The organism is Bacillus sp. PK6-16 (genome assembly GCF_056530295.1).
In genome coordinates, this window is sequence record NZ_CP096511.1 from 3,127,176 (window position 1) to 3,141,656 (window position 14,481).

Sequence of the window (14,481 nt, forward strand, 5' to 3'; positions counted from 1 at the left end):
CCCATCGCCGCTCTGTTTTTTTGATAACGCTTTCACTATCTATCATATAAGAACAAATCTTCGTATGCAACTAAAAATATTTATGACTTATTATATTCTGCAAAATGAATTAGATTCCAATTTAATCGACTTTTATCCCGCGCTCACATTCCTTTTAATAACACATTTGTAGCACTTTTCAAATCTAAATTACACTACGTTTCTTTCCATACAGCATATAATTCTTCTTAATCTAAAGAAATCCTTTATGAAAAAGGATTTCTTTTACTTCTTAATGCTTTTTAGCCATTTTTCAAAAATTTGTACCATCCCATGTTTTCCAGCTAATTTCTCTTCCCCTTGTTTCGTCTTATATGGATATAACTGCAAGAAAACACCGCATCCAGACTCAATTTTTTTACTATGCATATGGCTTCCTGGATATACACAAATGACTTCATAAATTGACCTTCGATAATAGACTCGCTTTCCATCCTGTTCTTCTACATACTTTATAGACCAGTACTTATACATTTGCTCAGTTGCTTTCGTATTTCCGACGTGCTGAAAAATATTGTACATTGGACTATACTTCACTTCAATAATAATAGAAGATTTATATACGTATTTCCCATCTTCTTTTACATAACAGTCTAAGCGAATATCTGGCTTCTTCGTATCCTCACCATTGTAAAAATTACTACCTTTACTTAATGCAATAAGAGGATGTGTTTCAATTAAGTCATTAAATGCGACATGCACCTTTATATCATCTCGTTCTAAAACTACTGTCGTTCCATCTTGTAATCCATCTACATAAAAATGTTCTTGTATTTGTTCACGGATGGAGTTTCTAGCCTCAAAACCAATTTGCTCTAAAAGTGAAATAACGATAAAAAAAGCGTAATATTCATACACTAAAAACGTTGGCTTATAAACAAATAATAATGATGGAGATTGATCCGTATATTGCGGGAGTACTTCTAAATGATGTAGTAATTGTTGATGTGGTATCGGTAAATCATGTAAGTTCATGTTACTTGTTTCAGTAACTTCCCTCCAAAATGAAGAGTGCATTAACATTTGAAAGTATTGTACATTTTCATGCACAATATGCGCCAATATTTTATATTCTTGTATTTTCATTGAGCTCTTTCGTAAATCGGCTTCTTTTAGTAAATGTATATTTTTATATTTTTGCTTCTCTCTATCGGTTACTGATCCATTACGCTCAATTGTTTGTATAATCGTTTTTACAGCTTGAAACTCTTCTGATTTTTTCTTTTTTTCTCTTTCTAAGATTTCAATTGTTTGACGTAAAAAACTTTTAGCTTCAATTAAATAATGATAAAATTGCATCGCTTTATATTTAAGAAATGCATTTTCCTTACTATTTTTTTGTTCCATAAACTTACGATTATAATGTTTGGCATAAGGTTTTCGTTCTGCCACTATAGTTCCTTTTCTTGTTGGCTTTCGCTCTTTTCCTTCCCATTTATATTCATTTATAAAAGTTGAGCTTGATTCTATTTTCTTAAAGATTTGCTTTATCATTTTCATTTTTTGCGGTAACTTTCTAAGTAACACTAAATAAGAAGAATCCTCAATATCGCTAAGTGCAGAGAAGGTCTTTTTATAGTAACCTCTATCCAAAATCAACTCATTTAAAATTGACTTCACATAGTCTTGAATCATTTCAAATTGATCATCAAAAAAGTTTTTCGGTACGATTTGAAATGCGCCATAATACGTTGTATCTTCTATACGCACTTCAAAATGGTATAGACCACAGCGCCATGGATAAAAGAATTCTGTTTTCCCATGTTCATATATTAATACTCTTTGTTTTTTTTCATTTATTTCATATTGAGCCTCTTTTATATTTTTCTGTCCCTCATATACTTTATTCCATATAAAAGTAATATTCATTGGGATTTCATAATTGTACTGTAATCTTATTGGTTTTAATTCTTGTACTTTATAAATACATTGAACTAATGCTGTAGTAGATGTACAAAGACGATTTAATAAAATATAATCTCCTTTCCCTTCATTTCCAATGATTAACTTTAATACAAAAGGGAGCGTTTCATTCGTATCAACGATTTTTGTTTCATAACGCCCTTCATTTTGCATATCCATACAACTCCAGTTCTCTACGTTTTTCTCGTATATATGCTAAAGAGTGTTCAAATGTAGATACTCTGTTTGCAAGTGTAGATTGCAAAAGAGGTACTAAGGTCGCCCCCCTTTTTGCTTCTTCAGAAAGTAAAGGCCCAACCATCATTTCGGTCCCTCTGATTTTCGTCAATACACGCTGCTTTATTTGTAAATCAAACCCCTCTTCTCTACTAATCATATAGGTATGGTTATTTTGAAACGGTATGTTTTGCAAATAAGTCGCAATTGCATTTGCACATCGGAAAGAAATTCCCTTAGACGCGTCATGTGATGACAATACGACATGCAACTTATCTAATAGCTCTAATTCTTCTTCAGAAAACACTTCAATCATCGCTTTATTTCTCATCCAATTTATCCGAAATTCTCCCGCCGTTACTTTCAAAGGTGGATGTAATACGACTTTCCCCTGTTCCATGCCCATCTCACAAAACGGAATTTTCTGTAACGTTATTAGGTTCGTTCGGTCTAATAATCGATCAGAGAGCTCTTTCGTTGTTTCATCAAAATTTACAGTACCTACAAATATAATATTTTCTCCAATTTCAATTGTTGATGGAATTGAATTCTCTATGTCCTGTACACCCTCATACAAGTTTAAAATACGATTTTTTGTTTCAAGTTCAAGAACAGATAGAAACGGAGTAAACCAATGCTCAATATGAGACATGTTCATTTCATCAAAAACGATTATATACAGTTGATTTGGATTTTCTTTCGCCTTCATTAACGTCCTAACTAACTTCGCTTCAGATTCAATAAAAGTACCATTTGGATGAAGGTAACCAAGTAAATCATGTGGTTCTTGATACGATGGCGAAATTGGAATCCAAACCAACTCTTCCCCATACTGTAACCCTAATGCTTCTGCATAAGTTTGCACAAAACGTGATTTTCCAACGCCCGGTATACCACCAAGAATCGTTAACATATTTGTTTTTACACTTATATGGAAATTATAAATATCCGTTTCATCCAAATATAACCCTTTATTATGCACCATACTTTGTACATACTGTAAAAAGGACGATTCACGCTCATCCCATTCCCATTCATCTTTTTGTATTTTTATATCCTCTACTTCAACTAACTTACCTTCTTCATGCATTCGTTTTTTTAATTGCTCATACACATAATCACTTACAAAATATAATTGATCTTCTACCGCTATTTCTACATACTTCGTCCAGTCACTGCAGTTTATATATTTACATTCACGTTTCTGTTCAAAATAGGCGATTGAGCTAATTGATGACTTTAGGGATATGTTTCCGTACAGTCTTCCATCGTGCCACAATAATTCAGGAGGCTCAAAGTCTTTCGGAAATTTTGGCATAAGAAATGATAAATAACCGTTGCTAAGTTTTCGCTCTAAAGATTCTCTTTTTTTATGATTTGTAACTTTAGGTGCCGGAATCATTTTATAGCTGCTTGCTATTTCTTTCGGTTCTTCTGTACATATTAACTCCACGTATACATTTCCTCTTTCATAATAAAGACGAAACATTACTAATTGCTTTTCTAATTTCCTCTTCTTTAATTCCGAAAAGATTTTTTCATTCTTTTTATTGCTACATAACCCTTCAAATACATATGGTTCATTTATAAATTGTTCCTGTAAAGTGAATGGTATTGGCGATAAGCATTGTACAAAAAAATTCTCTCCACTCTTCTCTTTCTCAGCTTTTGTAAATTTCCCTAAAAATCTCATATAGTACATTCGTTTTATAAAACTTGGCTGAAGAGCTTTATGTAATTTCACCTTAGTCACCTTCTTTTTTCATACTATTCTTAGTGTATGAAAGAAACGAAAAACTAGAAATAAAAAACCTGACGTTATCCGCCAGGTTCAATATAAAAACTTATATTAATGAGAAGGAAATGCTTTTTTCTCTTGTAAAATTGCATTATGAGCAATTTTCATTTTCGCAAGTACGTAACGTAATCGATCTTCAGCGTTTTCATCTTTACTTATTTGTAATTCCGCCAAATTTTCAACAGAACTTGCTAAATTTTCAATGACTCCTCTTAGTTCAGGATGATGATTAAAAAAAGATTCTTGCACTAATACTTTCCTTAACTCACTAGCTAAATCAATTATTCTAGACAACTGTTCTTTTTCTTCCATTCTCATCCCTCCTGAATATCTTATGTAGTAAATATTCTCTAAACAAAGAAAAAAGCCCTTTAAATGAAAAGGACTTTTTACATTTTTATATTTCCAGTTAATAACATATATATGGATGTGATAGCCGCAACAATAATTGCCCACATCACATACTTCTCTGCACCTACAAAGCAACGGTTCCCTTGTTCTTTTCTTGCAAACGTGTAAACAATAATTCCAATTCCATACACAATTGAAACGAGTAGTAAATTCTTTAAACCAGCTGCATAAAGAAGCCATACAGAGTAAATAGAAGCAATTAAAGCTAACGCTCCGTTTTTTAATTTAGCGTCTTTTAACTCGTTTGTAATGACTAATTTAAATTGGAATAACGCTGATAATAAATATGGTAATAAAATTGATGTTGATGCAATGAAATACATAATTTGATATGTTGATTCCGAAAACAAAACGATGATAAATATAATTTGGGCAACACCATTTGAAATCCATAATGCCATGTGCGGTGTTTGCTTCTTATTTGTTTTCGTAAAGACTCTCGGAAATACGCCATCTTTTCCTGCTACATGAGAAATTTCAGAAACAAGTAAAAACCAGCCAATTAATGTACCGACAAGTGAAGCAACTAATCCGATGTTAATCGCAACTGCACCCCATGGACCAACAACGTGCTCTAATACATGTCCCATTGACGGAGTTTCTAACACAGAAAGTTCGCCTCTTGTCATAGCTCCCATTGACAGGACAGAAATTAAAATATAAATGGACATTACTAAAATAAGTCCCAATACTGTTGCCTTACCAACATCTCGACTATTCTTCGCTCTTCCAGATAATACAACCGCTCCTTCAACTCCAATGAAAACCCAAAGTGTTACAAGCATTGTATTTTTCACTTGACCAAGTATAGCGGAAAGTGAGATCGTTCCTTCTCCCCAAAAATCATGTGTAAATGTGTCCCAGCGAAAGGCTGTTACCATTACAACAATAAATAAAACGATTGGAACTAACTTCCCTATTGTTGCGATCACATTCATAATAGAAGCTTCACGGATTCCAAATAAAATTAAAAAATGAAGTGTCCATAATAAAAGTGATGCCCCAACGATAGACGCAACATTATTTCCTCCTTTAAAAATTGGAAAGAAATAACCTAATGTACTAAACAGTAACATAATTGTTGCGACATTACCTAAGATTCCTGCTAGCCAATATCCCCAAGCACTATTAAATCCAATGTATTCACCGAAACCAGCACGTGCATAACTATAAATTCCACCTTCAAGTTCCGGTTTTTGTCTTGCTAACGTTTGATATACGAGCGCAAGTGGAATCATTCCCATCGCTGTAATACACCAGCCAATTATTATTGCACCACTGTTTGCTCCTACTGCTAAATCATGCGGTAAACTAAAAACACCGCCACCAACCATTGTTCCAACTACTAATGCGATTAATGGAAAAAATCCTAACTTCTTTTCTATTTGTACCACCCCATCTGTCATTCTAGGTGTTATGTTCGTTCAACTATTAAAGTCACCTTTTTCTCTAATAGACGTTTCTCTTATATTTTTTCAGGAAAACATTACTTATTCTAAAAGAAAATGAGCAAAAATGGAATACTTTTTTGAAAAAATGTATAAGTATGCACAAAAAAACCGCTCATTTTGTAATGAACGGTCATTTCAAACATATAAATTTGTATATTTCTTGTAAATTTAACGAAGTAACTTCTCTTTTTGTAAAAATTGTTTTGCGACTTCTTCACTACTTTTACCATTTACGTTAACTTCATAATTCATTTTTCGCATTTCTTCATCTGTAATCTTTCCAGATAATTTATTTAATACCTTTTCAAGTTCAGGATATTTCTGTAACGTTTCTTTTCTTAATAATGGTGCTCCTTGATAAGGTGGGAATAACCCTTTATCATCTTTCAGCACTTTCAGTCCGTATTGCTCCAATTCACTATCTGTTGAATATGCATCAATTACGTTAACATCTCCAGATTCAATTGCGCTATAACGCAGCTTCGGCTCCATCGTTTTAACATTCGAGAACTTATAGTTATATAATTTTTGCATTCCTTTATAACCATCTTCACGATCAGCAAATTCCAATGTAAATCCTACTTTGGCTTCCTGCGCAACATTCCCTAAATCAGAAATTGTATTTATATTCTTTTGATCTGCTATTTTTTTCGGCATAGCTAGTGCATATGTATTGTTATACTCCATTGGCTTCAACATAATCATATTATATTTCTTTTCCATTCCAATGCGAGCCTGCTCATATACTTCATCACGATTTGTACTCTTTGGTTCTTCTTTCACGAAAGTAGATAAAGCTGTTCCTGAAAATTCTGGGTATATATCTACTTCCCCTGATTTCAACGCTTCAAATACAAATGCTGTTTTTCCAAGACCTGGTTTTAATTGTACGTGTAAATCTGTATCTTGTTCAATAAGCTGCTTATACATTTGAATTAAAATTTCAGGTTCTGATCCAAGTTTGCCCGCAATAACAATATCTTTCTTTTCTGTACTCCAAAGAAATGGAGAAGCAATCATTATACAAACAATACATATCGTCAATATAACACGCTTAGAAGAGCGTTTCGGTCGTTCAAGTATGCGAAGTACTATATCAAAGAATAAAGCGAGTAACGCGGCTGGTACGGCCCCTAAAATGATAAGTGCATGATCATTTCGATCTATACCTAATAGTATAAGCTTACCGAGCCCACCAGCACCAATGAGAGCTGCTAATGTAGCCGTTCCAACAATTAATACCATCGCTGTACGAATACCAGCCATAATGATAGGCAATGCAAGAGGAAGTTCTACCTTCCACAATCTTCTCCAACTATTCATCCCCATAGCTTTCGCGGCTTCTATTAGAGATTCATCTAATTCCCTTATTCCTGTATATGTATTTCGTAAAATAGGTAATAGTGCATACACAACTAATGCGATAATCGCTGGAAGTTTTCCGATTCCTACTAATGGAATTAATAGTCCGAGTAATGCAAGTGATGGCACTGTCTGCATTACTGCAGAAGTTCCTATTATAAATTCAGCCATTCGTTCTTTTCTTGTTAATAAGATGCCAAGTGGCACCGCTATAATTACTGCAAAAAATAATGAAATAAGCGATATTTGTAAATGCTCACTTAATGCAGTTAGTAATTCTATTTTTCGTTCTTGGAACGTTTGTATAAAATTAGTCACTGTTTAGCCTCTTTCCTTCATTTGTTCAACAATGTAATTGACAATATGACGACTTGTTAACGTTCCAATATATTGACCGTTTTTTTCAACTGGAACGACCTCCTCATCACGCACACGAACTAACGCTTCGTGTAAAGAAGAATGTAATGATAGCGCCTGCCCTTCTAATTGCACACTTTGATCGAGCGGCAATACATCTGCTATACTTTTCCCCTCATACCAAGTTCGCCCACGATTTCCAATGAATTCCTCTACAAATTCATTTTTCGGATTATGTATAATTCCTTCTGGTGTATCTAGTTGAACAACTTTTCCTTCTTTCATAATACAAATGCGATCTCCAAGTGATAATGCTTCTTGCATATCATGTGTTACGAATACGATTGTTTTTTGAATCTTTTTTTGCAACTGTACAATATCCTTCTGAAGCTGTTCCCTACTTAATGGATCTAACGCACTAAATGGTTCATCCATAAGAACGATTTTCGGGTTTGCAGCTAATGCTCGCACGACACCGACACGTTGTTTTTGTCCTCCTGACAATTCATCAGGCATACGATTTCGATAAATATCCGGATCTAATCCAACCATATGTAACAATTCATCGACGCGTGCTTTAATTTCTTTTTTGCTCCATTGCCTCATTTCAGGAACAACTGCAATATTTTCAGCAATTGTCATATGAGGAAACAAAGCAATCTGTTGCAACACGTATCCTATATCCCAACGTAATTCGTTTATATTATATTGTTGAATATCTTTTCCATCGATTAAAATCGATCCTTCAGTCGTTTCGATTAAACGATTAATCATCTTCATTGTCGTTGTTTTCCCGCATCCACTCGGACCGATGAGAACAAAAAATTCTCCCTTTTTAATTTCTAAATGCAATGAATCCACTGCTTTCGTGCCATCTTCATACGATTTTGACACATGATTAAATTGAATCACAAATACAACTCCTTTAATGTTGTTTCCTTTATTTTGATGGAATATGGCATTCATTTCAAATGATACGCTTTTAAATTAAAAAAGAGCTCACATTTGAGCTCTAACGGTCGAACAATATTGTTTTCATAATAGCAGCATATTCGCGAACATACATTTTTCTCTTAGAACGAATTGGTGTTTCAGCAGCTAGTGCCTCCATCTTCATGCCTAAACGCTTTGCAATTATTTTCGTTCGATATAAATGATACGTATTACTTACAACTACCGCATGTTTCACATTATATAAATCCATACTAAACTTTAAGTTTTCATACGTATTTGTAGATTGATCTTCTATTAAAATACGACTCTCATCTATACCGTGTACCATTAAATAGTTTCTCATGCTGTGAGCTTCCGGTATATCTTCATCTTCTCCTTGACCACCTGAAACAATTACTTTCGCTTCAGGATGTGAAAATAAATACTCCAACGCTACATCCAAACGATTTTGAAGAGATAAAGACGGTCTATCTCCAAATAACTTTGCACCCAGTATAAGAACGTACGGAGAGTGATAGCTCAACTTTTCACGAGCAACTTTGTTCATTCTAAACGTCATATAAATGATGTATAGTGGCGGTAATAATAAAATGATAAGAAAGATCCATTTGTTCATAAATAAGTTTGCACTCCCTTTCTTTTTATTATACAGAAAAAGAAAGGGCGGCAGAAGTGTTTTTTTAAACGATTGATTTATTAGAAACATTCGCCGCTACTTTACGTTGTGATAGTACATAATAAATAGCGATTCCTAATGAGAAGATCAATATGCAACTTAATACGTAAAACGGAAGCATTACTCCGGCTTTAGATACACCCGCTGTAAACAGCATTAATAATACAATTCGTATTCCAGTACCAATTAGGCGAAATAAGCTGTCTACACGTCCCATTACTTCGTTTGGAATTTCCTCCATCATCAATACATTTCTCGCCACTCTTGTACCCGCATTTCCAACTGCATGAAAAATTGCAAGTCCATATAAGAAAATTACCGAAGGTTCAATAATCATTGCGGTAATTGAAATTACATAAATGAACATCGTCATAACGATTGAAACTTCTGTTTTGATATATTTCATTATGAGTGGAATACAGATTCCTGCAACAACCGCTCCAACACCGTACATCATCCCCTCTATTGCGTATACAGAGGCATTGGCTTTAAGTATATCCGAAATATAAACTGGTATTAAATAATTTGCCATCATAACACCTATAAACGGCATATAAGTGGCCAGTAAGAACCAAAAGAGCTTAGGACTTTTTTTCATAAAGTGAATTCCTTCAAACAATTGCTTCTTAAATGTTATTTTTCTTTTCACTTCTTTTTTCTTTACGTACGGTATACATAAGAAAAGAAAAAATGCTCCAGCAAAAGTTAACATATCTACTAACAAAATCCACTTCAAAGATACAATTTCAATTAAGAAGCTCGCGGCCGCTCCAGAAATAACTTGTGTTAACTGTCCTTGTATTTCCATCGTTCCACTTAAACTTTTATAATGTTCTGCTTGAAATATCTCTTGGTTGAACGCAAATATTGTAGGATAAAATAATAAATAGTAGAATGATCCGGCTATATAAATAAGAATATAGTGAATAGAATGATAAGGTTGCCCAGCAAATCCCCATATAACCATTATTCCGATTACGGCTATTCCGATTCCTTCATTACATAGCAATAAAGATTTTCTTGAAAAACGATCAATACTTTGCCCAATGAATGGTGTTAATAAAAACATAATGAGGGTTGCAATGATAGAAACATAACCAAATGTTGTCTCTCCTCCACTCTCTTTAATTAACAGCCAAGGAATCGTTATCATAACAATTCCGGAACCAATAGCAGATAGACTATTGGCTCCTAGAATGTAATACAAGCGAGAATCATGATAAAGTGAGGACATATCATTCCACTCCTAGTTGTTTTTTCACCTCTTTATATACGCTCATATATGCTTTTAATTCTTTAACTACATCATGAATTAATGGTTTTGCATCTTCTCCAAGTTCACCATCTTGCACATGTAATCCATCAAGCACAACTTGTTTTGGAATTGCATTTGCATAAACACCTCTAGCGACCGTTCGCATGCTGTTTAATGCATTTATTCCACCTTTACCGCCACCAGCAACCGCTAACAATGCAACTGGTTTATGAATAAATTCACTACTACTTAAGTAATCTAAAGAGTTTTTCAGCGCACCGCTCATCGCATTATGATATTCTGGTGTACATAATACAACCCCATCCGCAGCTTTCACTAACGTTTTTAATTTTTTTACTGCCTCTAAATCACGTTGTGACTCTTCTCCATTGTATAAAGGTAACTCCTCAATTGCTAAATCATATAATTCCCCTTCAAATTGATCCGCAATATATTTTGCCACCACACGAGTTCGACCAAATTTTCTTGGTGTACCGTTAATAACGACTAGTTTCATGATTATTTCTCCCCTTTGTTTTCAAGTTCTACTTATATATTATCAGAAATTTCTATACAAAACACAATATAAAGAGTTAACTTGTTTCATAAAATAGTATGATAAACAAAAAAGAACTCATACTTTCGTATGAGTTTTGTACAATTACTTTGTTTCATCTCTCATGCTCAATGTACCTAAACTTTCATTTGCTTCAAAATGATTATATGCTTTTTCCGCTAATCTTTTCCGTTCTTCTGGTAATTCTATATATTTCATTACGTTTTCAATTATTTTTTCGTACGGAGTAAACACAATTCCTGGCCACTCTACCTCATCTTCTGGATTACTATTTTCGGAAATAATAAATTTCTTATTTGCGACTGCATAAGACACGCGAGGTGTTTCAAGAATTCCTGATAAATAAAAATGAATATTTAATATAATTTTAGCTCTAGCAATCAATTCATTTCTAACAATTCCCCACGCATTATTTTTAAAAACTATATTTAAATTCGGGGCAATCGCTTTTAGATGATCAAAAATAGCTTGTCGCCTCGGATTAAGAGCACCTATAAACAGAATATCAATATCTTCAATAATTTCATCTTCAAACGCAACTTTTTTTATTTCCAAAGTTGGAGCATAGTTCATTTCTACATGTTTTATTTCTTTTCCTACCCCTTTTTGTTTAAGCCATTCTATATTTTGTTTACTATAATCCCAAATCACTCTATCTTTTAATAATATTAAATAAAGGGGGTGCGCATATGGACTTCCTTCGTATAGCTGTTCTAAATTATAAACAATTGCATCTTTCGGAAGAAGGTTCGGGTTATATGCGTATGTATGTGCTCCAAAAACAACTGTATTCTTTACATTTTCCAGTATTGTTTCTGATATAATTACTGTATTTCCCTCCTGCTCCAACCTCCACTTTAAAGCTCGCGCAACATCTATGAAACTACCGTATGTCTTTGGGCATATAAAAAGACAATAATCATATTCTTTATTCAAATAAACTTCCATTAATCTTAAATTATTTTTATATAGATCTACATCCGGATGTTTAAGTACCAACTCATTTGCATGTTTTCTTGCTACTTTATATAATCCAGCATAATAAGCAGCGATGCATCTTCTTAATTCGATTCTTTCTCGGTCCTCATCTAATACATCCATGTTTAAAAGAAGATTTGCGATACAATACGCTTTTAAATGATCACGATCATAATAATAGTCTAGTAGTGGCATCAATTCTTCATACGTATTTCCATGCACCGATTCTCCTAGTTCAATCGCCCATCGTATTAATTCCATGATTACTCCACTACTCCTTTAATCGAAAATGTATTTAATAAAATTTCGCATTATTCTCTACTATATTTGCTATATGAAATGGAATCTTTTCTTTTATCGATTCCAAATACTTTTGCGACACCGCCCCTAAATGTTTTTTATGAGGTATATAGAAAGCACTAATAGAAATTTCATAGTCAAATAAGTAATCATACACATGATAATCTACAAATAGTAGATCATCCTTTGGAAAAGGAATTTCCTTCCCTTGCAGAGCATACATCAAAGCAATATTGTTTTGAGATCGTAATCGATACAACCTTGCAAGTTGGTATAATGGTTCAGCCCGGGTTGGTCTATATTCCCAAGCTTTTTGAAAATAAAAAACAGCTAATGCTAAATATTGCTCTTCTTGCCCTTTAACAGTTTCTTTTTCATCAGCATCTGTCACTTCATTTTGTTTATTTGCTGAACGATTTGCTAACTGCTCATAACAAAATCCTATTCGCAATAACGAATAGAATACCTCTTCAACCCATCCTCCTGCTTCCACTCGTTTTTTATACCATTTAATTGAATTCTCAAATTGACTTAAATGAAAATAAGTCTGAGCTAAATAAAATAAATATCTTATATGCAAATCTGGCGTTGTTTCTGGGTCGTTTATTCCCTGTAACAACAACCTCTCATCTCTTTCAAATTTATCAGCTTTGCTCCCGCCATCTCCGGGATCATTCACGACAAGAGTCTCTAACCGAGCTACCCTCGTATTGTAATTCGCTCCAACTTTTGAACGATCTATATCCCAATACTCATGAGTAACACCGACAGATTTCCATGGTAAAGAAGCTTTTAAAAGACGCGTAAGCCAATATTTAATATGAACATCATATTGTAATGTAAGATAATGATCTTCCGTTAAGCTCGTTTTATCGAAATTCGGATCAACCTCTAAAATCATATCCGCATCTAATATTAATAAATAATCTGCTTCTGGGTATGTTTTTTGCGCTAACGAAACAGCTAAGCTTCTGTTATAACCAAAGTTTTTAAACGGCTCATGATGAACCGTCCCAGGTATCTCATTTTCCTTACACCAATTTTCAATAATTTCAGGCGTATTATCCGTCGATCCAGTATCACAAATAGAAACAAAGTCTACAATTGATTTTGTTGCATTTAAACATCTTTCCATAATTCTAGACTCATTTTTGACGATCATACAAAGACATAACTTTTTTTCTTCCTTTACAGACTTCACTTGCTCATTTCCCATTTAACCACCTCATATTTTATTAACACGCTCTTCTCATATGTAACAACATTTCTTAGCTATACTGATGACATAAGCACCCTTTTACTATTTATGAAAACTTCATTTTATTTATTCTTACTTTTATGTTGGGACATATTTCATGCTTCGCTTTATATTTGATACAATCAATACAAAAAACATAATGCGGGAATCCGTACATTTCAAAGTCTAAGAGGTGGTTATATTTTGTTGGATTACATTTGGCTAGATGACAAATCACCAATTTTAGAACAACTACCAAGAAACTTTAAATCTGCAGCTATATTGCTACATCCTTTTATCCAAATGCCTTTAGGATGGGAAAAGTCTGTGAGAAAAAGACCATATGAGCACATCTATCCTAGCGCTGAAGAAATCATTTATAATGGGAAATCCGTTTCTTGGAAGGAAATGATGTCTTGTAGTGGATTACATTCATACGCAGACCTAGCAATGGCCATGTTGACTTCCATTAGTGCCCTTTCAGAAGAATATAAAAGAGAGGATTTAGCTGAAAAGCTACATTCAAACTTAAAAAAAGATCTTTATTATCCAACAGAAGATTATACGTCTATATTTTTATTACACAAATTACTTAAACTCCTCGGTTCTAAAGGTGCAAAAAATCTATATTTCTCTGAACCAATTCTTGATACAAACGGATTATTACAGGTAAATAATACTACTCCATTAGATATTTGGGACATTAGCAATAATGAGTTAAGTATTACTGGCGAAGACAATGAGTATGCGTTTATGAGTATATACGATTCCTTTACAACCTTATTATTAGCTAAAGAAGAAAATATAGAATATATTGTTCATTCAATGAACGTTGAAGCTATCATTTGTGACAAAAAAAACGATGATTGATTGGTATTTTTAAATTAGTAGTTTCTTAAACTATAAAAAAGAAACTTGCGCTTATACACAAGTTTCTTTTTAAAAAC

General features: G+C 33.5%; 11 protein-coding genes and 1 pseudogene. 1 reads left to right on the forward strand and 11 read right to left on the reverse strand.

All coding sequences use genetic code 11. The features are described 5' to 3' along the window. Nucleotides 1-264 precede the first annotated feature (264 nt). From M1D66_RS15955 to M1D66_RS16005, 11 genes are all read right to left on the reverse strand, one after another. Entirely contained in the window at nucleotides 265-2,115 is a 1,851-nt protein-coding gene (locus M1D66_RS15955) for a hypothetical protein (RefSeq protein WP_001178737.1), read from the reverse strand. Further along, entirely contained in the window at nucleotides 2,105-3,922 is a 1,818-nt protein-coding gene (locus M1D66_RS15960; protein ID WP_000766194.1) for an AAA family ATPase, read from the reverse strand. Before M1D66_RS15960 ends, M1D66_RS15955 begins: the two co-directional genes overlap by 11 nt. 105 nt (nucleotides 3,923-4,027) lie before the next feature. Continuing rightward, entirely contained in the window at nucleotides 4,028-4,288 is a 261-nt protein-coding gene (locus tag M1D66_RS15965) for a hypothetical protein (RefSeq protein WP_000391445.1), read from the reverse strand. Between the two features lie 77 nt (nucleotides 4,289-4,365). Beyond that, a complete protein-coding gene (locus tag M1D66_RS15970; RefSeq protein ID WP_000129451.1) occupies nucleotides 4,366-5,793 on the reverse strand; it encodes a basic amino acid/polyamine antiporter in 1,428 nt (475 codons plus the stop codon). Between the two features lie 213 nt (nucleotides 5,794-6,006). Next, nucleotides 6,007-7,518, reverse strand: coding sequence for an ABC transporter permease/substrate-binding protein (locus tag M1D66_RS15975; protein ID WP_000181014.1), 1,512 nt, complete (start codon nucleotides 7,516-7,518; stop codon nucleotides 6,007-6,009). Between the two features lie 3 nt (nucleotides 7,519-7,521). Further along, complete coding sequence (locus M1D66_RS15980) at nucleotides 7,522-8,469, reverse strand: ABC transporter ATP-binding protein (RefSeq protein WP_000614084.1); 948 nt, start codon at nucleotides 8,467-8,469, stop codon at nucleotides 7,522-7,524. 100 nt (nucleotides 8,470-8,569) lie between these two features. After that, the gene (locus M1D66_RS15985) at nucleotides 8,570-9,127 is read right to left on the reverse strand and encodes a YdcF family protein (protein ID WP_001045713.1); all 558 of its coding nucleotides are present in this window, start codon (nucleotides 9,125-9,127) and stop codon (nucleotides 8,570-8,572) included. A gap of 64 nt (nucleotides 9,128-9,191) precedes the next feature. Then, complete coding sequence (locus M1D66_RS15990; RefSeq protein WP_086385970.1) at nucleotides 9,192-10,421, reverse strand: MFS transporter; 1,230 nt, start codon at nucleotides 10,419-10,421, stop codon at nucleotides 9,192-9,194. Between the two features lies 1 nt (nucleotide 10,422). Further along, a complete protein-coding gene (locus M1D66_RS15995) occupies nucleotides 10,423-10,959 on the reverse strand; it encodes an NADPH-dependent FMN reductase (RefSeq protein ID WP_000780355.1) in 537 nt (178 codons plus the stop codon). Between the two features lie 144 nt (nucleotides 10,960-11,103). Further along, the gene (locus M1D66_RS16000) at nucleotides 11,104-12,258 is read right to left on the reverse strand and encodes a CgeB family protein (protein ID WP_086385969.1); all 1,155 of its coding nucleotides are present in this window, start codon (nucleotides 12,256-12,258) and stop codon (nucleotides 11,104-11,106) included. 34 nt (nucleotides 12,259-12,292) lie between these two features. Beyond that, nucleotides 12,293-13,513: a glycosyltransferase gene (locus M1D66_RS16005; protein ID WP_000526219.1), complete on the reverse strand. Its 1,221-nt coding sequence runs from the start codon at nucleotides 13,511-13,513 to the stop codon at nucleotides 12,293-12,295. A 139-nt stretch (nucleotides 13,514-13,652) separates the two neighbouring features. Here M1D66_RS16005 and M1D66_RS16010 point away from each other — a divergent pair. Beyond that, a pseudogene (locus tag M1D66_RS16010) lies at nucleotides 13,653-14,417 on the forward strand (DUF2711 domain-containing protein). Nucleotides 14,418-14,481 lie beyond the last annotated feature (64 nt).